This is a genomic window from Streptomyces sp. Ncost-T10-10d (genome assembly GCF_900091955.1).
Taxonomy (GTDB): Bacteria; Actinomycetota; Actinomycetes; order Streptomycetales; family Streptomycetaceae; genus Streptomyces.
Map to the genome: position 1 here is coordinate 113,824 of NZ_FMDF01000107.1, position 22,344 is coordinate 136,167.

The window sequence follows — 22,344 nt, forward strand, 5'->3', positions numbered from 1 at the left end:
TGTCGCGCGAAGATCGAACGGTGTCTCACTGCACTGCCGCCTTCCTGGCCAGATCCTCGGCGGCCGGGGTCGGGCCGCCGCCCTTGTACGTCACACGCCACAGCGCGGACTTGGAGTCGGAGGTGAAGAAGCCGCGCCCGTAGTCGAGGACGTACAGCGAACCGTCCGGGGCGAACTTCCAGTCCATCAGGTTGCGGATGCCGTCCGCACCGACCGGGATGATCTTCTTCAAGGACTCGGCGTGCGTGGGCAGACCGCCCTTGCCGACCGTCTTCGGGTCGGTGAGTACGGCGTGCCGCGGCTGGGTGTCGTCGTAGAAGTCACCGACGAACCACTTGCCGTCCCAGTAGGAGGGCCACTTGTCGGCGCTGGTGCTCGCCGCGTCGTACCGGTAGACCGGGCCGTTCATCGTGGCCTGACCCCCGCCCTTGAGCCACGGCAGCAGCTGCTTCTGCTCCTCCGCCTTGTAGCTCGGGATGCCGTTCGCGTTGCGCGGGTAGTCCACGCCACCGCCCTGCGGCGAGTACCAGATGGTGTTGGACGTGATCGGCGGCAGGTTCACCAGGCCGTCGTTGTTCGGAGACTCGTTCTTGGGGTGGTCGCAGTCGTACCAGCCGAGCGGCTTGCTCGGGTCGGGCAGATTGCGGTCCCGGTAGGGCTGCTTGTTGCCCATGCAGTACGGCCAGCCGTGGTTGCCCGCCTTGGTGATCGCGGCGAACGTGTCGTACTTGGCCGGACCCCAGGTGGTGCTCGGCGAGCCCGCGTCGGGGCCGACCCAGCCCGCGTACAGCGTGTCGGTGCTCTTGTCGACGGAGATCCGGGCCGGGTTGCGCACCCCCATCACATAGATCTCGCCGCGGGTCTTGCCGCCGCCTTCATCGGGCTCCTTGCCGGTGAAGAGATTGCCCTCGGGCAGTGTGTACGTGCCGTCGTCCTCGGGGTGGATCCGCAGGATCTTCCCGTTGAGGTTGTTCGTGTTGCCCGCGGTGCGCCGGGCATCGGCGAAGGAGACGCCCTTGTAGTTCGGCTGCGGGTTGTTTCCGGAGTAACCCTCGCTGAAACCGGAGGAGTTGTTGTCACCGGTCGCGATGTACAGATTGCCCTTGGAGTCCCAGGCCATCCCGCCGCCCGCATGGCAGCAGCTGTGGATCTGGACGGGCCAGTGCAACAGCACCTTCTCGGAGGACAGATCCAGCTTGTCGGTGGCCGGATCGAGGGTGAAGCGGGAGACCTGACGTACCGCCATCTGCTTGTCGCGGTCGATCTTCGAGTGGGGTGTGTAGTGCAGATACACCCAGCCGTTCTTCTCGAAGTCCGGGTCCAGCTCGATCCCGAGCAGCCCCTCCTCGACCTTGACCAGTTCGTCGCCGCCGCCCTTGTTGCCGAAGATCGTCAGCTCACCGGCGAGGGTGACCTTCTTGGTCTTCGGGTCGTAGACATGGATCTGCCCCAGACCCTTGCCGATGTCCGGGTTGTTCCAGTCGGTGACGACCGGCTTGCTGCTGTCGGCGCCACCGCGCCCGATGTACAGCACCCGTCCGTCGGGGGCGACAACCAGGCCGTGCGGCTCGCCGATCTGGTCGTTCCGGCCCGGCTGATTGGGCTGCGTGACGCGCTCCGCCTTGTAGTTGGAATTGATCGTCGCCTTGCAGTCGGCCTGCGAGATCCGCGTCGTCCAGTCGAGCGCGCCCCGCAGATGGTCGCGGAAGTCGGTCTCCGCGAAGCTGTCGACCGTACCGCCCATCGCCGTGTAGAAGGACCTGCCGCCGTCGTAGTCCCGGCACCAGGAGACCGGGTGGTCCCAGCCGTTGGCGCTCGCGCCCGGCTTGTACGTGATCTCCCGGACGCGCGCCACGGTGTGTACATCACCGGACGGATTCTTCGTCCAGTTGAGCCACTTGTCCGGGCGCTTCCATTCCAGCGGCAGATTCTTGGTCGCCGGATGCCGGCGGTCTCCGATCTCAACCGTCGCACGCTGTACGCCGGTTGGACTGCCGGCTGCCGGACGGGCTCCGATCAGACCGGTGAACCAGTCCGAGTACGGCTCGGTGCGCGCCGCGTCGTGGATGCCGAGGAATCCGCCGCCCGCCTCCATGTACGCCTCGAGACCGGCCTCCTGCTCCGGGTCGAGCACATCGCCGCCACCGGTCAGGAAGACGACGGCGTTGTACTTGCCGAGCTGCTTGCCGTTGGTGAAGACGGCCGGGTCGTCGGTGGCGACGGTCCTGAACCGACCGGCCTCCGGCCCGGTGAGCCCGATCTTCTCGATCGCCGCGATCCCGGCGTCGACGGTCGGGGACTCCTCGGTGGCGGAGGCATGGAACACCAGCACCTTGACGTTGGCGCCGCCCGGCGGCGACGGCAGGGATAACGTTGTCACGAGGCTTCGCGGCGGTTCCGGAAAAGGTCTGGCGCTGGCGGCGTTGCCGCCGAGCAGGGAAGCGGTCAGTGCGCCGGCCGTCAGGGCCACCGCAAGTCCGCGTCGCGATCTGGACCTGTGATGTGGTGTGCGCTGCATGTGGTCACCCACCCCTCTTTGGTCACTGCAACAGCGGATGAAGCTAGACCTCTTTTCGCGGCTCGCCAATAGCTATGGCAGCAATGGCACGAACTTTGTCCTGGGTGTGGATAAACGAAGATCCCCCGGCTACGGTGTGGGCCGTCCGGGCGGCACCTGTGCCCCGCCAACCTCTGCTACCTCTGAAGCCGCCGCAATCCCCGTAACCTCCGTAATCTCCGCGGTCTACGCAGTCTCCGCGTTCTGGGCAAGTTCGCAAAAACTCCGTAAATTCCTTAGTGCAGTGGGGAGTTCGACATGGACAGAAGGAGCTTCAACCGGCGGATTCTGGTCGGTGGTGGGGTGGCGGCCGCCACCGGCGTGACATCGTTGTCGGTCGGTACGATCGAGGCCAGCTCGGCGGAACCCCCGCCCAAGACCGCCCCGGCCGGAGGCGTCGTCCGCCATCTCAAGCTGTACGCGGAGAAGCTGGCGGACGGTCAGATGGGATACGGCCTGGAGAAGGGCAAGGCGTCGATCCCGGGACCGCTCATCGAGATCAACGAGGGCGACACCCTGCACATCGAGTTCGAGAACGCCATGGATGTGCCGGCCAGCCTTCATGCGCACGGCGTCGACTACGACATCGCGAGCGACGGCACCCGGATGAACAAGAGCATCGTCGAACCGGGCGGCACCCGCACGTACACCTGGCGCACTCATGCGCCGAGCCGGCGCAAGGACGGCACCTGGCAGCCGGGCAGTGCGGGTTACTGGCACTACCACGACCATGTCGTCGGTACGGATCACGGCACCGGCGGTATCCGAAAAGGCCTGTACGGTCCGGTGATCGTCCGGCGCAAGGGCGACATCCTGCCGGACAAGACGATCACGATCGTCTTCAACGACATGACGATCAACAACAAGGCCGCCCACGCAGCACCCGACTTCGAGGCCACGGTGGGGGACCGGCTCGAAGTGGTCATGATCACGCATGGTGACTACTACCACACGTTCCACGTCCACGGTCATCGCTGGGCGGACAACCGGACCGGTCTGCTCACCGGCCCCGACGACCCGAGCCGCGTCGTCGACACAAAGATCGTCGGCCCGGCGGACTCCTTCGGCTTCCAGGTCATCGCGGGCGAACACGTCGGCGCCGGTGCCTGGATGTACCACTGCCATGTGCAGAGCCACTCCGACATGGGCATGGCCGGACTGCTGCTGGTCGCCAAGGCGGACGGCACGGTGCCGGGGTACGACCCGCACGCCACGACGACCCACGACACGGCCGCGCCGGACAAGACCGCGCCGGACAAGACCGCGCCGGACAAGACCGCGCCGGACAAGACCGCGCCGGACAAGACCGCGCCGGACAAGACCGCGCCGGACAAGACCGCGCCGGACAAGACCGCGCCGGACAAGACCGCGCCGGACAAGACCGCGCCGGACAAGACCGCGCCGGACAAGACCGCTTCGGGTGACACCGCGCCCGGCAAGACGGGGAAGGAGCCGGCCGCCCATGACCCGGCGGCGCACGGGTCCTGAGCAGTCAGCTCTCCGACACCGCTCCGGCTGCTTCGGCCGTTCCGGTGGCGAGGCGCAGCTGTTCCTCCTCGACGATGCGTCGGGCCAGAGCCCCCTCCGACACATCCACGGCGTCCGGCGTCGTCTCGGCGACGTCGCTGCGCCGTGCGTAGAGGTCGAACAGCCGCTCCTTGCGGGCCAGGATGTTCAGCATCCGCTCGTCGACGCTGTCGGCCGCGAGGAGCCGGTGCACCTGGACGGTCCGTATCTGCCCCATCCGATGGGCGCGGGCCACCGCCTGGTGCTCCATCGTCGGCTTGATCTGCGGTTCGCAGATGATGACGACGGAGGCAGCCTGCATGTTCAGTCCGACACCGCCCGCCTGGATCTGGCTCAGCAGGACGGCATGGCCCTCGACGGCACCGAACCGGTCGATCATCTCCTGGCGCCGGGCAGCCGGGAGACTCCCCGAGAGTGGCCCGAACACACCTGTCCCCAGGACCTGTTCGACCGTGAGGAGCACTTCTCGGAAGTACGAGAACACGACGACCTTGAGGCCGTTGTCCGCGGCCTCCGCAACCAGCTCGCGCAGCCGGTTCAGTTTCGCGGATGTGGTGGGCCGGGCGTACGCCGCCCGGCGCATCCGCATGAACTGCCCGGCGCCCACCGCCTCGCGGTAGGCATCGAGATCGTCCTTGCTGAACTCCTCCCACTCGTCGACCTGCACCAGCGCAGGGAGTTCGGTCAGCACATCCTCCTGATTGCGCCGCAGATAAGCCGGGGCGACGGCCCTGCGGAACGCGTGCGAACCGGCGGCTCCATGGGTGGTGTGGATCGAGGGCGCCAGTTCGGGCTGAAGATGGCGGACCAGGCTGCGGAACTCCTCGACCCGGTTCTCCATCGGTGTACCGGTCAGGAACAGCACCCGTTCGGTGCGTTGCGTCCAGCCGGACACCGCCCGGGAGCGGCGGGTCTCGGGGTTCTTGACGTAGTGCGCCTCGTCGACCACCAGCATGCCGGGCCTCATGCCGCAGTCCCGGGGGGCCGGCAGGGTGTGCAGGGCATCGAACGTGGTGAGAGCGACCCCGCCGGTCTCGCGCCACTCGGCGAAGGCGCCGTGTCGCTCGGGGCCGTGCACCGGCAGCGCGCGCAGAGTGGAGCGGGAGCGGACCTCGCGCGCCCAGTTGATGAGCACGCTCGCCGGGCAGACCACCAGGAAGTGCGTCTCGCCCCGTGCCGAGAGGTGCGCGAGCGCGGCAATGGCCTGGACGGTCTTGCCGAGCCCCATCTCGTCGCCGAGGATCACCCGCTTCTGCGTGAGCGCGAACCGGGCGCCGAACGACTGGTAGCCGCGCAGGGAGACGCGCAGATGGGCGTCCTCCAACCGCAGATCGCGCACCCGGTGCGCGATCCCGGACGGGAGGAACCCTTCGGCCGCATCCCGGTCGGGGCTGGTGCCCGACATCTCGGCGAGCAGGCTGTAGTACTCGGCGGACCGTAGCTCGTAGTCGACCCACGCCGCGACGTCCGACTCCGCGTCCCTCAGCAGATCGACCGACACCTGCCCGAACAGCAGGGGAAGCCTGCGCGCAGCCGCTTCGGCGACGGCGGCCCGTACCGAGGCGACGGCCTCCAGCGCCTGAGCGCGGGCCTGCCGCCGGGTGAACAGCATGCGCAGCCGCCCCCGCGCAGGTCCAGCCGCGGCGAGCAGGGGCTCAAGACGCCCGATGAGCCGGCCCGCCGCATCGACGGCCCGGCGGACGTCCGGACCGGCCTCGACCAGCCGGTGCAGTGCGGTGACCAGCGCGGTCGTGGAATCGTCCGGGGTGTCCACATCTATCCGGACCGCGACGGTGTCCCGTACCGCGTGGGCGATCTGCCCGGCTGCGGCCAACGCCTGGTCGGCGGTCTGAGCGCCGACCCCGGGGATCTGGCGGAGCTCGTAACGGTTTGCCTCGTGGACCTGGCCGACGGTCGTGAAGCCGGCCTGCTCGACCGCGCCGAGCCGCAGTCTGCCCTCGGTGACGTCCTTGAGTCTGGACACCGGGATGGCCGACAGTTCGCGACGGATGAGGGAGTCGAGCAGCGGAGCCAGCGCCGTGTGCACCGCATCGACGGCGCGGGCGTGATCGGTCAGCACCGCGCGCGCCGTGTCCAGCAGCCGCTCGGCCTGTGCCAGCAGTTCCCGGGCGTCCCTTCCCGTGAGCGCCCCGGCCTCCGTCGGTCCGGCCTCTGTCATGTACGTTCCTCTGTCCGCGCAGCCCGGCTGCCGTCCTGCCCGGCACCTGCCCCGAGCGATTCATATCGTGCCACGAGGCACCGACAGTGCCTTCGGTTCAGGGCGTGGGCGGTCGGCGTTCCGCCGGGGACAGCAGCAGGACCTCCAGGGCCCGCGCACAGGAGCGGGCCTGCGACAGGAACCACTCGGTGCGTGCTTTCGTGATCACCGACGGCGTGGCCCGGACCGCGAGAGCGAAGCGCGCGTACCCGGCGCCGTCCAGCACCGGGACCGCCAGGGTGCGCACCCCGTACGCCGACTCGCCGTCGTTGAGCGCATAGGCGTCGGTCCGTACCTTCGCCAACTCGGCTTCCAACGCCGCCGGTTCGATGATCGTGCGGTCGGTGAACGCGGGGAGCGGAGGGAGCGAGGAGGGCCCGCCCTCGCCCGGCCGGGCCCATGCCAGCAGCACCTTGCCGAGCGCGGTGGAGTGCAGTGGCCTGCGCAGCCCCGTCCTCGGAGTGACCGAACCACCGGCGACGATCACGGCGTGGGGGCCGCTGCGCAGTGCCAGGTCGGTGGTGGCGCCGGTGCGCTCGGCGAGATCGGTCAGCTCCGGGGCGGCCAGATGCAGACCGCGCTGGTGGTACGAGAGCCGGCCCAGCTCGGTCACGGCGGGGCCGAGCCGGTAGCGGGACGTACGGACGTCCTGCTCGAGGAAGCCGGCGCCGAGCAGGGTGCGGGCCAGCCGGTGCGCGGTGGAGACCGAGAGTCCGAGGCGGCGGGCGAGGTCGGAGGCGCTGAGGTCGGGGCCGTTGTCGTGGAAGCAGTGCAGGACGTCCAGGGCGCGCTGTACCGCCTGCGCTCCGCCGGGAGCACGCACTGTCGCGGCCTCGGTCATATCAGGTCACTCTCCGCTCGTTAAAGGGGAAGGCGCGGCACGTGGTTGCCACATTACGGGAGTTGAGAAAGCGAATTCCGGGACTGTGAAACATTCTATTCACACTCAATCCCACATCACGGGAAGCGAGTTGTGAGCCGAAGCGAGTCCGTGGCAGGCTGCTGCACGTCACCACCGACGAGCAGAAGGGAGCAGTGCCATGGCCGGCCGCCGAACCGCGACCCCCGCCCACGCAGCTCCGGTCCTGCTCGCCCTGACGCTGCGCCGTCACATCGACCTGGCGCGGGTCTCCAGCGCCGCCTGTCGCTGATCCTCTTCCCTTCCCCCACTTTCCATTTCTTGCTCCCGCCGCGTTTCCGACGCGGCCCGGAGCTCTTTCGCCGTACGCGGTGCCCGCACCCCTGACGTACGTGCCACGCGCCACGACTCCATCTGCTTCGCCGACCCCTCGGGAAGACTCCATGACGCATGCCGTCCTGCCCCGGACGCTCTGGTTCACCCGCTGTCCCGTACCCACCGCGACCGGCATCGCCGCCGACCGGCAGTGGCTCGCCGAAGAGTTCGCGCCCGACGGCATCACGGTGCGTTCCCTCCAGGACGCCGCGCCCGATGCCGACCGTGCCGCCCACTTCACCCACGCCCTGCCGGGACTCTTCCGGGAAGGAGGCAACGTCCCCGCCCTGTGGGCCCGTTCCCGTGGTGAGCGGACGCGGCTGATCGGTCTCACCTGGATCGAGGAACGGCAGACCGTACTGGTCAGGCCCGGCTCCGGCATCCAGGGCGTAGACGCCCTGCGCGGGCTGCGGCTCGCCGTTCCGGTGCACGACATCGCCATCGACTTCTGGCGGGCCATGGCGCTGCGCGGCTTCGAGGGTGCGCTCGCCTGCGCCGGACTCGCACTGGACGACGCCACCGTCGTCGATGTACCCGCCTCGGAGTACGAAGGCCAGTGGGCCGCCGAACTGGCGGCGCTGCAGCGCGGTGACGTCGATGCCGTGTATGTGAAGGGCGCGCTGGCCGTCGAGGCCGCACGGCGGGCAGGCGCCGAGGTGGCCGTCGAACTCGACGAACTGGCCGACCGCCGGTTCCGGATCAACAACGGCACCCCGCGCCCCATCACCGTCCACCAGCGACTCCTCGACGACCACCCCGACCTCGTCGACCGCTTCCTCGCCGTCCTGCTCAGGGCCGCCGACTGGGCCACCGGACAGCCCGGCGAGGTCGCCCGCATCCTCGGCGCCGAAACCGGGGCGGGCGCCGACGGAGTCGCCGGAGCCTACCGGCCGGGCACCCACCTCAACCTTCATCCCGGCCTCTCCCCGGAACGCCTCGCCCTCCTCGCCGAGCAGGAGGCCGGGCTGCGCGCCCACGGCTTCCTGCCCGAACCCGTCGATGTCACGGCCTGGGCCGACCCCGAGCCGCTGCGCCGCGCCATCGCGCTCGCCGCCTCCCGTTCCGCCGCCTCCCCGCTTTCCGCCCCCTGAGCCATGAGGACCCCCGACACCATGATCCTTCCCCGTCCATCGCGTACGACCCTTGCCCCCGCACTCCTCACGGTGACCGCACTCCTCGCCCTCACCGCGTGCGGCACCTCCGAGGCCGACAGCGGCAGCGGAGGTTCCGGTGCCGAGGGCACGGTGGTCATCCGCATCCCCGACCCCGGCAACTCCGGTGTGCTCGCCCTCGGCAAGAAGGACGGCAGCCTCGACAAGGCGCTCGCGAAGGCCGGCGCCAGGGTGCGGTGGACCGGCAGCGCCGGGCCGTTCGCCCCGGCCGCCCAGGCGATGAACGCCGACCAGCTCGACATCGCCACCGGCTCCATCACCTCCGGCATCACCTCGCTCGCCCAGCGCCCCGGCTTCAAGTTCTTCACCGCGGTCGACCCGGACGCTGCGGGCGAAGGAATACTCGTCAAGAACGGCTCCGGCATCGAATCGGTCGCCGATCTGGTCGGCAGGAAGGTCGCCGTCAACCAGGGCGGCACCGGCGAATACCTGCTGCTGAAGGCCCTGGCCAAGGCCGGTATCCCCGCCGACAAGGTCAAGCGGGTCTATCTGCGGCCCGACCAGACAGCCGCCGTCTTCAACGCGGACAAGGTCGACGCCTGGGCCGTCTGGGCGACCTACGCCGTTGCCGAAATCGGCAGCGGCAAGGCGCACTTCGTCGCCGACGGCGCCGCGATCGGCTCCGACAACTACAGCCTCAACGCCGTACGCACGGGCTTCGCCGAGCAGCACCCGAAGGTCGTGAAGGCGCTCTACCGGTACCTCCGCGAAGCCGGCGCCAAGGAGAAGCAGAACCCGGCCGCGTACCTGAATGTTTTCACGGACGTCGGACCGACCGCCGTCACCGGCAAGGCCAAGGAGGTCCAGACCGAATTCACCCGCAAGGGCGGCACGGTCGGCCCCATCGGCCCCGAGGACATCAAGCGCTTCGAGGCCGTCGCCGCCTTCTACGCCGAGCAGAAGGTCACCCCGACCGAGGTCGACGTCGCCGCCCACCTCATCGACATCGAGAAGCTGAAATGAGTGACGCCACCCTGCATCCGGGCCTCGTCCGGCCACGCCCCCGGCGGCTGGGGGCCCGCAGCCGGACCTGCTCCGTGACCGTCCGGGCACTCGGCCCGCTCGCCCTCCTCGCTCTCTGGTGGGCGGCGTCCGCCACCGGGCTCCTCACCCCGGACGTACTCGCCTCGCCCGCCGAAGTGCTGCGTGCGGTAGATGAGTTGTGGAGCAACGGACAGCTGCCCGACGCGCTCACCACCTCCCTCACCCGCTCCGGACTCGGCCTCCTCATCGGGCTCGCCGCCGGGCTTGCCCTCGGCATCACGACCGGATTCACGCGCCTCGGCGACGAACTCCTCGACTCCTCCCTCCAGACCCTGCGCACCATCCCGTTCCTCTCCCTGGTACCCCTGTTCATGGTCTGGTTCGGGATCAACGAGACCGCGAAGATCCTGCTCATCGCCGTCGCCACCACCTTCCCGATGTATGTGTCGACATCGAGCGGGGTGCGCAACACCGACCCGAAGCTCATCGAGGCCATGCGCAGCTTCGGCATGGGCCGGCTCGCTCTCGTACGGGAAGTCGTCCTTCCCGGAGCCCTGCCGTCCCTGCTCGCCGGGCTGCGGCTGTCCATGACCCTCAGCGTCATCGCACTGATCGCCGCCGAGGAGATCAACGCGACCGCCGGCATCGGCTATCTGATGTCCCAGGCACAGAGCTATGCCCGCACCGACATCCTCGCCGTCTGCATCCTCGTCTACGGACTGCTCGGACTCACCGCCGACATCGTCGTACGGCTGCTGGAACGCGTACTGATGCCCTGGCGTACCCCACAGGGAGCCACCCGATGACCGATGGGACTTCTCAGGCCGCAGTACGGGTACGGGGACTGCGCCGCCTCTTCGGTGACCGTGCCGTGCTCGACGGACTTCGACTCGAGATCGCACGGGGCGAGTTCGTCGCCCTGCTCGGCGCGAGCGGGAGCGGCAAGACGACCCTGCTGCGCATCCTGGCCGCACTCGACGGCGCCGACGGGGGAGAGGTCCTCGTCCCTCAGGCCCGTACCGTCGTCTTCCAGGAGCCCCGCCTCGTACCGTCGAAGAAAGTCCTCGCCAATGTGACGGTGGCCCTGCCGCGCAACCGCTCCGAGCACGGGCTGCGTGCCCTGGCCGAAGTCGGCCTGGAACGGCACGCCGACGCCTGGCCCGCCACCCTCTCCGGCGGCGAGGCCCAGCGGGTCGCGCTCGCCCGCGCCCTGGTACGCGAACCCGAACTGCTGCTGCTGGACGAACCGTTCGCCGCACTCGACGCCCTGACCCGGCTGAGGATGCAGGACCTGGTGGGAGAGCTGTGCCGCAAGCACCGGCCCGCCGTCCTCCTCGTCACCCATGACGTCGACGAAGCGGTACGGCTCGCCGACCGGGTCGCCGTCCTGCGCGACGGCCGGCTCATCACCGACGATCCCGTCACCGTCGACCGGCCGCGCGACCCCGGCGACCCCGCGTTCGCAGCCCTGCGCCGACGACTCCTCGACGACCTCGGGGTCGAGACGACCCCGCAACCCGCAACAGCCCACGAACGTACCGAAGCCGGAGTGATCTGAATGACCGTCACCATTGGTGTGCACAGCAGCAACCCGTCTCTCTACCACCTGTACCACCTCTCCCGGCTCGGCCTCGCCCAGGAAGAACTGGCCCCGCTCGGCGAGAGCGTCGTCTTCCACCCGTACACCAACGGCGTCCGCACCGGCGAGCTCCTCAGCCAGGGCGTCATCGACTTCGGCGGCACCGGCTCCACCCCGCCGGTCACCGCCCAGGCCGCCGGGCACGACATCGTCTACACCGCCGTCTCCGCACCGCGCCCCGAACACGGCGCACTCCTCGTCCCCGAGGACAGCCCCGTCCGTACGGTCGCGGACCTCAAGGGCACCACCGTCCACCTCGCGATCGGCTCCTGGCAGACCCATCTGATCGCCAAGGCGCTCGACGACGCCGGGCTCTCCTACGCCGATGACATCACCGCCGTACGCAGCAACGACGACAGCGAGGAGCTGCTGCGCACCGGTGCCATCGCCGCCTGGGTCGCACAGGGCGCCCAGCTGGCCGCGGCCCGCCGCACCGGCGGGCTGCGCACCCTCGTCCGTACCGGCGACGTCATCACCGACCGTTCCGTCTTCTTCGCCCGCCGCGACCTGGCCGAGAGCCGCCCCGAGATCATCGAGGCGCTCACCCGTGCTCTGCAGCGCGCCGACGACTGGGCGGCCGCCCACCCTCGCCAGGCGGCCGAGATCGCCGCCGCCGACCTCGGCGGATCCGCCGACGACTGGGAGACCGCGCTGCGCACCCTGCCCTGGCAGATCGAGCCCGTCACGGACACTTTCCTCGCCGAGCAGCAGGAAGCGGCCGACATCTTCCACCGCACCGGCTTCATCGGCCGGCCGGTCACCGTCGCCCGTGCCCGGGCCGGTGCCGCCGCGGACGAGGCGGCGTGACGACATGGCGACGGAAGTCCTCTGGTACATCATCCCGCGCGAAGGCGCCTACCCCTGGGAGCCCGAAGGGCGGCGGCCGGTGGACCTCGGCTACCTCGCCCAGCTCGCCGGTTCGGTCGAACGCCTGGGCTACAGCGGTGCGTTGCTCGCCACCGACCTGTACGACGTCTGGCCGCTCGGCAGTGCGCTGGCCGCCTCCACCAGCACCCGGTTCAAGCCCTTGCTGGCCGTCCACCCCGGCCTGATCTCACCCACCCTGCTCGCCAAGATGGCGCTCAGTTTCGACACCCTCTTCGGCGGCCGGCTCCGCTTCAACGTCGTCAACGGCTCGACCACGTCGCTCCAGGAGTACGGACTCCACGTGGAGCACGACGAACGGTACGAACTGAGCGCCGAGTACTGGTCGATCGTGAAGCGGCTGACGGCCGGTGAGGTCTTCGACCACCAGGGCCGCTTCTACGACCTGAGGAACGCGGGCGCGTCCTTCAGGGAGCTGAAGCCGGTTCAGGAATCGCACATCCCGCTCTGGTTCGGCGGCTCCTCCGACCCCGGTATCGAGATGGCGGCCGAGCACGTCGACACCTACCTGACCTGGGGCGAACCGCCGCACCTGCTCAAGGAGAAACTGGAGAAGGTCAGGGCGCGCGCCGCCGCGTACGGGCGCACGCTCAGGATCGGACTGCGCCTGCACCTCATCGTCCGCGACACGCAGGACGAAGCCTGGGCGGCGGCCGACCGGCTGCTGGACGTCACGAGCGACGCGACGTACGCCCGTCGACTCGGCGACCGCGCAGGAGAGGACGGGGTGGGCTGGCAGCGCCAGTTCCGTCAGCACGGCGGCAGGGTTCCCGCGCGCGCACGGGAGCTGGAGGCGCACCCCAACATGTGGCCGGGTATGAGCCTCTTCCGCCCCGGCCCCGGCACCGCGGTCGTCGGCTCGACGGCCCAGGTGATCGAACGCCTCAAGGAGTTCGAGGACCTGGGCGTCGACACCTTCATCCTCTCCGGCAACCCGCTGCTGGAGGAGGCATACCGGGTGGCGGAGACGGTGCTTCCGGCTCTGGGGGTGAAGGGCTGACGCGCGGCGGCCGATGCTCCGTACGGTGGCCGGGGGGCACCGTACGGCATCGGCCCGGGTTCGTCAGCTCCTGGCGATGTCGAGCACCCACCAGTCCGTCCCCTTCCGCTCCCGGACGTGGATACGCGTGCCGCGACACACCGTGCCATTGTTCGCCAACGCGCTGCCGTCGGGCCGGACCAGCTGCGCGGGCCCCTGCTCCGGCTCGACGGTCGCCTCGGTGAGGCGGCCGTACGTCAGTGTGCTCACCCCGTGCAGGAACGCCACGCGCTCGCCATCGAGCGCGATGCCGCGCACGCCGCTCATCCGCGTCGTACGGACTCTCACGGTGCCGTCGGGGCGGACCTCGATCAGTGGGTAGTGCATGTACGGACAGGCCCAAGCCGTCGTGCCGTCCACATTGAGCGTGACGCAGTCCGACATGTCCATCAGTCCGGGCCCGGGGCTGAACGACCAGAGCGGTTCGCCCGCGCTGCTCCAGCGCCGCAGACCGGGGTGGCTGAGCGGATCGTTCCCGTACACCCCCGGACCGGTGGCGCGTTGGCCGAGGGCCGGAGGAAGGGGCGCCTACGCGGCATGAGCCTTTCTGATGGTCATGACGGAGATCATCCATGGGGCCGGTGCCCGTACGCAATGCGGCGGCGGATACCGGCCATCCGTGTGCCGCCCTTGTACGGCGTACGGCAGCGCGGCCCGCGCGCAGGCCGCAGGCTGCGGTTGTCAGTGCCCGGTGCAAGACTCGGAACGTCAGGAAGGATCCCTGCCACCGCAAGAACGGGCCTCATCGAAGGAGCTCGCCATGCTCACCACCCGTTTTGTCACCGGAGCGCCCAACTGGATCGATCTGGGCACGCCCGACCTCGACGGGGCCATCGCGTTCTACACCGGTCTCTTCGGCTGGGAGTATCGGGCCGGAGGCCCGGGGACCGGCGGCTACGGGATGTTCACGCTGGACGGGAAGACGGCCGGGGGCGCGATGACGGTCACCGAGGAGCAGGCGAAGCCGTCCTGGTCGGTGTACTTCCAGTCGCCGGACGCCGATGCCACGGCGAAGGCGGTCGAGCAGGCCGGCGGCAGTGTGCCGTTCGCCCCGATGGACGTCCTGGACTTCGGCAGGATGGCCGGTTTCAAGGACCGGGCGGGAGCGTTCTTCGGCATCTGGGAGCCGAAGGAGAATCCGGGCCTCGGCGTGGTGGGAGCACCGGGCTCCCTGTGCTGGGCCGAGTTGTACACCCCGGACGTCCCGGCGGCCGCCGCGTTCTACGACTCCGTATTCGGTTGGGAGACCGCGCAGACGCCGTTCCCGGGAGGCGGTGGGTCCTATACCGTGATCCGGACCAGGGGCGGTGGCGAGGACGCGAGCTTCGGCGGTCTGGTGCCGCTCAACGCTGTTGCCGCACAAGCGGTCGCCGGGCCGCACTGGCTGCCCTACTTCGAGGTCGACGACTGCGACGCCGCCGTCGCGGACGTCGAGCGGCTGGGCGGCAAACTGACGCTGGAACCGATGGAGATGGAAGGCGTGGGCAAGTTCGCCAACGCCGCCGATCCGGACGGGGCGGAATTCGCTCTGATCAAGAGCGCGCAGACGCCGGAAGGCTGACCGGAAGTTGTCGGCGCGCCGCATTGATGAGGCGTTGATCAGTCGTTTATCGCGACCGGGCACTGTGACTTCCATGCTGATCAACACCGCGGTCGACCCCGCGCTCGCCTGGCAGGAGACGGCGCTGTGCGCGCAGGCGGGGCCCGAGTTCTTCTTTCCTGCTCCCGGCAGCTCCACCCGTGAGGCCAAGCAGCTCTGCAACGCCTGCGAAGGGCGCGAGGCCTGCCTGGAGTACGCCCTCGCCAACGACGAGCGCTTCGGCGTATGGGGCGGACTCTCCGAGAAGGAGCGGGACCGGTTGCGCAGAACCGGTCGCGAACGGGCCTGAAGTCACCCTGCCCGCGCAATGATCCGGGCCGCTCGGGGCACCGGCCGCACCGCACCTCCAGGAGACGGGGCTCCCCGGCCGGACGGGCACTGCCGGACGCCTGGGACGATGTCCGCATGAATGATCACGACAGGGACACTCTGCTCGCAGCGGCGGTGCGGCTGCGCACCGACGGACGGCCCGAGGAAGCCCGACAGCAGCTGCTGTCCCTCTCCGCCGCCTTCCCCGCCGATGCCGAAGTGGCCTACCAGACCGCCTGGGTCCACGATGTGCTCGGTCTGGAAGCCGAGGCCGTGCCGTTCTATGAACGCTGCCTGGACGGGACGGGGCTGTCGGAGGAGGACCGCCGGGGTGCGCTGCTCGGCCTCGGAAGCACCCATCGGGTGCTCGGACAGTACGAGAGAGCCGTCGAGGTGCTGCGCAGCGGTGTCGAGCGGTTCCCCGACGACGGGGCACTGCGGACGTTCCTCGCCATGGCGCTCTTCAACACCGGTGAGCACCGTGAATCCATGCAGCTGCTGCTGAAACTGCTCGCCGCCACCAGCGAGGACCCGCACGTGCGGCAGTACCGACGGGCGATCGAGCACTACGCTCAGGACTTGCACGAGACGATGTGAGCCCGGCGCGAGGCGCTGTGCCCCACGGCCCGTCCGGCGGATCAGGGTCGGACAGGCCGTCGGCCGCCGGACAGGACTGCGCAACGGTGGCCCGGCCGGCGGCCGATGCCGGGCGGGCCGTCAGGCCAGGGCGCGCGCTGCCAGTCGCGCCTTGCGGGCCGCCAGCTTCTCGTCGAACTTGGCCGCCTCGCTGTCCAGGCCGCCCATGTACAGGCCCAGCTCCTCCTGCGCCTTCAGGCCGTCGGGACCCAGGCCGTCGATGTCGAGGACCTTCAGGTAGCGCAGCACGGGCTGGATCACGTCGTCGTGGTGGATGCGCATGTTGTAGATCTCGCCGATCGCCATCTGCGCGGCGGCCCGCTCGAAGCCCGGCATGCCGTGACCGGGCATCCGGAAGTTGACGACGACATCGCGCACGGCCTGCATCGTCAGGTCCGGAGCGAGCTCGAAGGCCGCACCGAGGAGGTTGCGGTAGAAGACCATGTGCAGGTTCTCGTCGGTGGCGATCCGGGCCAGCATGCGGTCGCAGACCGGGTCGCCCGACTGGTGGCCGGTGTTGCGGTGCGAGACACGGGTGGCCAGCTCCTGGAAGGCGACGTACGCCACGGAGTGCAGCATCGAGTGACGGTTGTCGGACTCGAAGCCCTCCGCCATGTGCGCCATCCGGAACTGCTCCAGCTTGTCCGGGTCGACGGCGCGCGAGGTGAGCAGGTAATCACGCATCACGATGCCGTGCCGCCCCTCCTCCGCGGTCCAGCGGTGCACCCAGGTGCCCCACGCGCCGTCGCGGCCGAAGAGGGACGCGATCTCGTGGTGGTAGCTGGGGAGGTTGTCCTCGGTCAGGAGATTCACGACCAGCGCGACCTTGCCGATGTCGGTGACCTTGGACTGATCGGCCTGCCAGGCCTCACCGTCCTCGAAGACGCCGGGGAAGTTCCGCCCGTCGGAGAAGGGCACGTACTCGTGGGGCATCCAGTCCTTGGCGACCTTGAGATGGCGGTTGAGCTCCTTCTCCACCACCTCTTCCAGGGCGTACAGCAGTTGGGCGTCGGTCCACGCCTTCGGGCTGCCGAGGTGGGGAGCGGTGATCGTCACGGGGACTCCTGGGGACGGGAGAATTACCTACGGACACGTAGGTTACGAGACCGTAGGTTAAAGCGGCAGTAAGGCCATCGCCAAGCCCGCCCCCGCGATGCCCAATTACGTAACGTTATGTACGCAGGTCGCGAGGGGTGTGGTGCCTGACAGTGCGCTCGACTGTCGGGTGCGCTGAACTCCCTCATATCCATCAATAGCGGGACGTGTCGGGCTCTGTGGGCTCGGAGAAGTGCTCTCACGTCCCGGCGCCAGGACGCTCCAGCCCCAGATCCCGGCGCAGATACTCGGCCGTGAACGATGTGCGATGGCCGAGCAGCGCCGCCGGGGTCCCCTCGAAGACCAGCTCGCCGCCGTTTCTGCCACCCTCGGGGCCGAGGTCGACCACCCAGTCCGCGCGCTTGAGCACCTCGAGGTTGTGCTCCACGCAGATCACACTGTTGCCCGCGTCGACCAGCCGGTCCAGCAGATCGACGAGCGTGCCGGTGTCCGCCATGTGCAGTCCGGTGGTCGGCTCGTCCAGAACGTACACGCTGCCTGTCCGGTGCAGCCGGGTGGCGAGCTTGATGCGCTGACGCTCACCACCGGAGAGCGTGCTGAGCGGTTGCCCCAGTGTCAGATAGGTCAGGCCGACGTCGTCGAGCGTGCGCAGCTTCCGCAGCAGTGTCCGGTCGTCGAAGAGCTCGGCCGCCCGGGCGGCCGTCATCTCCAGTACGTCGACGATCGACGCGCCGCCCACCCGGTGCTTCAGCACGTCGTCGTGGAAGCGCCGCCCCTCGCACACCTGGCAGGTGGTGGTCACCGGGTCCATGAATGCGAGATCGGTGAAAATGATGCCGCGGCCGGAGCAATGCCCGCACGCCCCGGAGGAGTTGAAACTGAACAGGCCGGGATCGACTCCGTTCTCCCTGGCGAAGACCTTGCGGATGGAGTCCAGTGCTCCGAGGTACGAGGCCGGCGTGGAGCGGGACGACGCGGTGATCGCCCCCTGGTCGATGACCACCGCGTCCGGGTACGCCGCCGTGAACACCCGGGAGACCAGCGTCGACTTGCCGGATCCGGCCACCCCGGTCACGACCGTCAGCACACCTTCGGGGAACGCCACGTCCACGCCCTTGAGGTTGTGCAGCGCGGCGCCCGTCACCGGCAGCCGTCCGGTGGGGGAGCGGAAGGTTTCCTTGAGCGGTGTCCGGTGGCGCAGGCAGCGGCCGGTGAGGGTGTCCGCCTCGCGCAACCGGTCCACCGGGCCTTCGAACACGACATGTCCGCCGTCGGTGCCCGCTCTCGGGCCCATGTCGACGATGTGGTCCGCGACGGCCATCACATCCGGGTCGTGCTCGACGACGATGACGGTGTTGCCCCGGTCGCGCAGCCGTACCAGGAGATCGTTCAGCCTGCTGACATCACGCGGATGCAGGCCCACGCTCGGCTCGTCGAAGATGAACGTCAGCCCGGTCAGTGAACTGCCCAGATGCCGGACCATCTTGAGTCGCTGCCCCTCGCCGCCCGACAGCGTGGTGGTCTCCCGGTCCAGGCTGAGATAGCCGAGCCCGATGCCCACCAGACGTTCCAGCCGTTCGCGGGCGGCCGAGGCGATCGGACCGGCCACCGGATCGTCGATCCCGGCCAGGACGCCCACCAGATCGGCCACCTCCATCCGCCCGTAGTCGGCCACGGAGAGCCCGTCGATACGGGTGGCCAGCGCGGCCGCGTTCAGCCGGGCGCCGCCGCAGGACGCGCACACGGCTTCGGTCGTGAAGCGCCGGGCGGCCTCGCGCCGCCGCTCGGAGAGCGACTCGGTGTCCCGCTTCAGGAAGAGCCGGGTGAACCGATCGGCGATCCCCTCGAACCGCATGTCCGCGGAGGCCGACTTCAGCTCCAGCCGGACGGTGAACCCACCTCCGTACAGGAGGAGTTGAAGTTCTCCTTCGGTGAACTCCGCGAGCGGCTTGTCGTTGTCGAAGCGTCCCGAACCGGCATACAGCTGCCACTCCCAGCTGCCCACAGAGAGCCCCGGCAGCAGCAGGGCACCCTCGTTGAGCGACTTCGTGACGTCGATCGCCCGGTCGATGTCGAGGCGGACCGTGCGCCCCACACCGTCGCACTCCGGGCACATCCCGCCGGGGTCGTTGAAGGAGTAGGAGGTCGCCGGGCCCGCACTCGGCGTCCCGTGGCGCGAGAACAACACCCGGATCACGGACCAGATGTCGGTCATCGTGCCGACGGTGGAGCGGGCATTGCCGCCCAGCGGCTTCTGGTCGACGACGATTGCCACAGAGAGGTCGTCGATGACGTCGGCATGGGGCCGTTCGTATTTCGGCAGCCTGTTCCGGATGAACCAGGTGAAGGTCTCATTCAGCTGCCGCTGCGATTCCACGGCGATGGTGTCGAAGACGATCGACGACTTGCCCGACCCGGAGACTCCGGTGAAGACGGTGATCCTCCCCTTGGGGACGGTGAGGGAGACATCGCGCAGATTGTTCGCGCGTGCCCCGGTGATGACGATGCTCCGGTCCGTGTTCCGATCCATGTCGCCGAAGCTAACCGCGATACCGGACAGCTTCTGTCTGGATTTTGCGGGCGATCGGGATCTTCTGCGAGGCCGGGCCGGCCCCCGTCGGCAGAGCGCTCAGAGCTGTCGGCGCGGTGTCAGCAGGCCCCGCCGAGCAGATCGGTCAGGCTCCGGTCGAGATCCAGGAACCGGTGCTCGTCGCCGACCGGCACCAGTTCCTGCGCCCGCTCGAGGAAACGGCGCAGCTCCGCAGTGCGGACGTGCACCATCGCGATTCCCTCGGTGGCATGGAACTCCAGGACCGTGCGGTCATATCCGAACGGCCTGATGCGCACGTCCCCGACACCGGCGGCCGCGTCCACTCCCGCCGCGAGCAACTCGCGGGAGAACTCCCAGGAGACATCGGTGCCCTCCAGGGTCGCCGTCGCGGGGAACGCCATGCGTACGGCGAACGGGTCCCTCCGGTCGTACTGCAGGGTGGCGGGAAGGGTCTCCATCCGCGGTGCGGATGCGACCATGCGGGCCTGCACGGACTGCTCGATAACGGTGGACAAGACCTGCTCCCTTTCTCGGCCAGATGAACGGTTCCCGGCACTGATGTAGACGACGGAACTCCCTCATCCGTGCATCGGAAGGTGGCGTGAGCTGTATCACCGCACGCCGCCGCACCGATCGAGTGCCCACTTGCCGCCGGTGTGCCCTGGACGGAGCACGGTTCGTGGGCTAGCTTCCAGCGCCATGAGGGCCAAGGGGAAGACGAGACGACTGATGTCATGGGGGCTCTGTGCGGCGGCGCTGACCGCGACACTGGCCACACCGGCAGCCGCGGCTGCGCCGGGGGAGCGGCACCGGCCCGGCGAACGGCCGGTCTGGACGCTCACCGGGACGGGGACCGACGCCCGCTTCCGCGGCCTCGCCGCCGTCAGCCGTCGCACCGCCTGGGTCGCGGGTTCGAAGGGCACGGTGCTGCGCACCTCGGACGGCGGCCGCCACTGGCGCGATGTGTCACCGCCCGGTGCGGCTCAGGAGGCGCTGGAGTTCCGTGACATCGAGGCATTCGACGCCCGGCGCGCGGTGGCACTGGCCATCGGGGAGGGCGAGGCCTCCAGGGTGTTCCGTACGGACGACGGGGGAGCGACCTGGACGGAGTCGTTCCGTAACACCGATGCCCGCGCCTTCTACGACTGCCTCACCTTCTTCGACAGTCGGCACGGACTCGCGGTGAGCGATCCCGTCGACGGGAAGTACCGCATCCTGTCGACCGCTGACGGCGGTCGGAGCTGGCGGGTGCTGCCCAGTGCGGGCATGCCGGATGCCCTGGCCGGTGAGTCGGGGTTCGCCGCCAGCGGTCAGTGCCTGGTCGCATCGGGTACCGAGGACGTCTGGCTGGCGACCGGGGGCGCCGCCACCGCACGGGTGCTGCACTCCGCCGACCGAGGGCTGACCTGGACCGCGACCGAATCCACGATCCCGGCCGGCGACCCGGCACGCGGCGTCTTCGGTCTGGCCTTCCGCGACCGCCACCACGGCATCGCGGTCGGCGGCGACTACCGGGCCGGCCTGCCGTCGCCGAACGCCGCGGCGGTGACGGGCGATGCCGGCCGCAGCTGGCAGCAGTCCGCCACCCCGCCGGCCGCCTACCGCTCGGGGGTCGCCTGGCTCCCGCACAGCAGGTCGGGTGCGCTGGCGGTCGGCCCGACCGGCACGGACCTCACCGTGGACGGCGGCCGAACCTGGCGCACGGTCGACACCGGGTCGTACGACACGGTCGACTGCACACCGGACGGCGGCTGCTGGGCCGCGGGCGAGAGGGGACGAGTGGCGCGCGGGGGGTAGCGTTCGGTGCGTGCAGCTGCAAGGCGCCGGAGCGTCCTCGAATGAGGTCTCCCCTGCTCGAACGAAGCTGAGAGCTCGGGGAAGGAGCTGTCAGGGCGTTCCGGCAACGCCGCAGATGCGCCTGCCGGGTGTGGCGAGCCCGGCCGAGATCTTCAGCACCCTCCTGGGGGCCCCGGCCCGCTGCCGCGCCGCCCGCCGTGCCCGTTGCCTAAACTCGACAGCACTATGACAACGCTTCCGATGCCCGCCGACGAGACCGAAGCCCGAGCACTCCAGGACGCCCTGCGCCCCCGGGTGGTGCTCGACGAACCCGGCCCGCCGCCCGGCACCGGCCGGGTCACGGGGGTCGACGTCGCCTATGACGACGAGCACGATGTCGTCGTGGCGGCAGCGGTCGTCCTCGACGAGGCGACGCTCGACGTGGTCGCCGAGGCCACTGCCGTCGGCCGGGTCACCTTTCCGTACATCCCCGGGCTGCTCGCCTTCCGGGAGATCCCGACCGTGCTGGCGGCACTGGAGTCGCTGCCGACCGACCCCGGACTCGTGGTCTGTGACGGCTACGGCCTGGCTCACCCGCGCCGCTTCGGACTCGCCAGTCACCTCGGGGTACTCACCGGGCTGCCGGTGATCGGTGTCGCCAAGAACCCGTTCACCTTCTCGTACGAGCAACCGGGCCCCCGCCGGGGCGACTGGTCGCCGCTGCTCGACGGCGAGGAGGAGGTGGGCCGGGCGTTGCGCACCCAGGACGGCATCAAGCCGGTCTTCGTCTCCGTCGGACACCGGACCGGTCTGGACAACGCCTGCGGCCATACCCTGCTGCTGGCCCGCGACTTCCGTCAGCCGGAGACCACCCGCAGGGCCGACGCGCTCTGCCGTCAGGCCCTGCGGGAAGCGACCGCCTGAGTATGTGTACGGATAACGCCCGCCGGTCATGACGGGCAGACTGGTACGTATGACCGAACATCGAACGTCTTCACGACCAGGAACCGTCTATCTCGCTCAGCGCCGGGTCGCGGTGGGGATGACTCTCGGCATGCTCGCGGGAGCGGTCTGGGCCGTCTCGATGGTCTGCACGCTGGTGTCCTGGGCACTCTGACCGAGAGGGTCGCCGCCCCGCCGCCGGTGGTGCCGGTCGGAACC

General features: G+C 69.5%; 20 protein-coding genes and 2 pseudogenes. 14 read left to right on the forward strand and 8 right to left on the reverse strand.

The features are described 5' to 3' along the window. Positions 1–25 precede the first annotated feature (25 nt). Positions 26–2,518 carry a ThuA domain-containing protein gene (locus GA0115254_RS17595; RefSeq protein WP_370740887.1) on the reverse strand — a complete coding sequence of 831 codons (2,493 nt, stop codon included), beginning with the start codon at positions 2,516–2,518 and terminating at the stop codon, positions 26–28. A gap of 297 nt (positions 2,519–2,815) precedes the next feature. On the opposite strand from GA0115254_RS17595, the pseudogene GA0115254_RS17600 reads away from it, so the two are divergent. Next, positions 2,816–3,766: pseudogene (locus GA0115254_RS17600) on the forward strand (multicopper oxidase domain-containing protein); the annotation flags it as partial. A 62-nt stretch (positions 3,767–3,828) separates the two neighbouring features. Here the strand turns inward: GA0115254_RS17600 and GA0115254_RS47635 are convergent. From GA0115254_RS47635 to GA0115254_RS17610, 3 genes and pseudogenes are all read right to left on the reverse strand, one after another. Beyond that, positions 3,829–3,984, reverse strand: a pseudogene (locus GA0115254_RS47635) (pentapeptide repeat-containing protein); the annotation flags it as partial. Positions 3,985–4,049: 65 nt separating this feature from the next. After that, positions 4,050–6,263 (reverse strand): DEAD/DEAH box helicase, encoded by a 2,214-nt coding sequence (locus tag GA0115254_RS17605; protein ID WP_093896245.1) that lies wholly within the window; start codon positions 6,261–6,263, stop codon positions 4,050–4,052. 97 nt (positions 6,264–6,360) lie between these two features. Next, a complete protein-coding gene (locus GA0115254_RS17610) occupies positions 6,361–7,143 on the reverse strand; it encodes an IclR family transcriptional regulator (RefSeq protein WP_093896246.1) in 783 nt (260 codons plus the stop codon). A 199-nt stretch (positions 7,144–7,342) separates the two neighbouring features. On the opposite strand from GA0115254_RS17610, the gene GA0115254_RS47640 reads away from it, so the two are divergent. The 7 genes from GA0115254_RS47640 to GA0115254_RS17640 all read left to right on the forward strand — a co-directional run bounded on the left by GA0115254_RS47640 (position 7,343) and on the right by GA0115254_RS17640 (position 13,216). Then, on the forward strand, positions 7,343–7,453 hold the full coding sequence (locus GA0115254_RS47640) for a putative leader peptide (protein ID WP_327271637.1): 111 nt from the start codon (positions 7,343–7,345) through the stop codon (positions 7,451–7,453). Positions 7,454–7,604: 151 nt separating this feature from the next. Then, entirely contained in the window at positions 7,605–8,627 is a 1,023-nt protein-coding gene (locus tag GA0115254_RS17615) for an ABC transporter substrate-binding protein (RefSeq protein ID WP_093896247.1), read from the forward strand. A gap of 21 nt (positions 8,628–8,648) precedes the next feature. Further along, positions 8,649–9,671 carry an ABC transporter substrate-binding protein gene (locus GA0115254_RS17620; RefSeq protein ID WP_093896305.1) on the forward strand — a complete coding sequence of 341 codons (1,023 nt, stop codon included), beginning with the start codon at positions 8,649–8,651 and terminating at the stop codon, positions 9,669–9,671. Then, the gene (locus GA0115254_RS17625) at positions 9,668–10,498 is read left to right on the forward strand and encodes an ABC transporter permease (RefSeq protein WP_093896248.1); all 831 of its coding nucleotides are present in this window, start codon (positions 9,668–9,670) and stop codon (positions 10,496–10,498) included. Before GA0115254_RS17620 ends, GA0115254_RS17625 begins: the two co-directional genes overlap by 4 nt. Then, complete coding sequence (locus GA0115254_RS17630) at positions 10,495–11,250, forward strand: ABC transporter ATP-binding protein (protein WP_093896249.1); 756 nt, start codon at positions 10,495–10,497, stop codon at positions 11,248–11,250. The genes GA0115254_RS17625 and GA0115254_RS17630 overlap by 4 nt, the downstream gene beginning before the upstream one ends. Next, a complete protein-coding gene (locus tag GA0115254_RS17635) occupies positions 11,251–12,138 on the forward strand; it encodes an ABC transporter substrate-binding protein (protein ID WP_093896250.1) in 888 nt (295 codons plus the stop codon). Positions 12,139–12,142: 4 nt separating this feature from the next. After that, the gene (locus tag GA0115254_RS17640) at positions 12,143–13,216 is read left to right on the forward strand and encodes an LLM class flavin-dependent oxidoreductase (RefSeq protein ID WP_093896306.1); all 1,074 of its coding nucleotides are present in this window, start codon (positions 12,143–12,145) and stop codon (positions 13,214–13,216) included. A 63-nt stretch (positions 13,217–13,279) separates the two neighbouring features. Here GA0115254_RS17640 and GA0115254_RS17645 read toward each other — a convergent pair whose 3' ends face one another. Further along, positions 13,280–13,738 (reverse strand): hypothetical protein, encoded by a 459-nt coding sequence (locus GA0115254_RS17645; RefSeq protein WP_093896251.1) that lies wholly within the window; start codon positions 13,736–13,738, stop codon positions 13,280–13,282. A 277-nt stretch (positions 13,739–14,015) separates the two neighbouring features. Between GA0115254_RS17645 and GA0115254_RS17650 the strand changes: the two genes are divergently transcribed. From GA0115254_RS17650 to GA0115254_RS17660, 3 genes are all read left to right on the forward strand, one after another. Next, on the forward strand, positions 14,016–14,816 hold the full coding sequence (locus GA0115254_RS17650) for a VOC family protein (RefSeq protein WP_093896252.1): 801 nt from the start codon (positions 14,016–14,018) through the stop codon (positions 14,814–14,816). A 73-nt stretch (positions 14,817–14,889) separates the two neighbouring features. Continuing rightward, a complete protein-coding gene (locus GA0115254_RS17655) occupies positions 14,890–15,144 on the forward strand; it encodes a WhiB family transcriptional regulator (RefSeq protein WP_093896307.1) in 255 nt (84 codons plus the stop codon). 116 nt (positions 15,145–15,260) lie between these two features. Beyond that, positions 15,261–15,761, forward strand: coding sequence for a tetratricopeptide repeat protein (locus tag GA0115254_RS17660; RefSeq protein ID WP_093896253.1), 501 nt, complete (start codon positions 15,261–15,263; stop codon positions 15,759–15,761). Positions 15,762–15,881: 120 nt separating this feature from the next. Here GA0115254_RS17660 and GA0115254_RS17665 read toward each other — a convergent pair whose 3' ends face one another. From GA0115254_RS17665 to GA0115254_RS17675, 3 genes are all read right to left on the reverse strand, one after another. After that, the gene (locus GA0115254_RS17665; protein WP_093896254.1) at positions 15,882–16,856 is read right to left on the reverse strand and encodes an acyl-ACP desaturase; all 975 of its coding nucleotides are present in this window, start codon (positions 16,854–16,856) and stop codon (positions 15,882–15,884) included. Between the two features lie 238 nt (positions 16,857–17,094). After that, positions 17,095–19,386, reverse strand: a complete 2,292-nt coding sequence (locus GA0115254_RS17670; protein ID WP_093896255.1) for an ATP-binding cassette domain-containing protein — start codon at positions 19,384–19,386, stop codon at positions 17,095–17,097. 119 nt (positions 19,387–19,505) lie between these two features. Further along, on the reverse strand, positions 19,506–19,922 hold the full coding sequence (locus GA0115254_RS17675) for a spore wall synthesis regulator SsgD (RefSeq protein ID WP_093896256.1): 417 nt from the start codon (positions 19,920–19,922) through the stop codon (positions 19,506–19,508). Between the two features lie 184 nt (positions 19,923–20,106). On the opposite strand from GA0115254_RS17675, the gene GA0115254_RS17680 reads away from it, so the two are divergent. The 3 genes from GA0115254_RS17680 (at position 20,107) to mmpA (ending at position 22,300) form a co-directional block, all read left to right on the forward strand. Continuing rightward, positions 20,107–21,204 carry a WD40/YVTN/BNR-like repeat-containing protein gene (locus tag GA0115254_RS17680; RefSeq protein ID WP_176740164.1) on the forward strand — a complete coding sequence of 366 codons (1,098 nt, stop codon included), beginning with the start codon at positions 20,107–20,109 and terminating at the stop codon, positions 21,202–21,204. Positions 21,205–21,429: 225 nt separating this feature from the next. Further along, a complete protein-coding gene (locus GA0115254_RS17685) occupies positions 21,430–22,107 on the forward strand; it encodes an endonuclease V (RefSeq protein ID WP_256102634.1) in 678 nt (225 codons plus the stop codon). Positions 22,108–22,156: 49 nt separating this feature from the next. After that, positions 22,157–22,300: a morphogenic membrane protein MmpA gene (gene mmpA / locus GA0115254_RS44515; protein ID WP_176740165.1), complete on the forward strand. Its 144-nt coding sequence runs from the start codon at positions 22,157–22,159 to the stop codon at positions 22,298–22,300. Positions 22,301–22,344 lie beyond the last annotated feature (44 nt).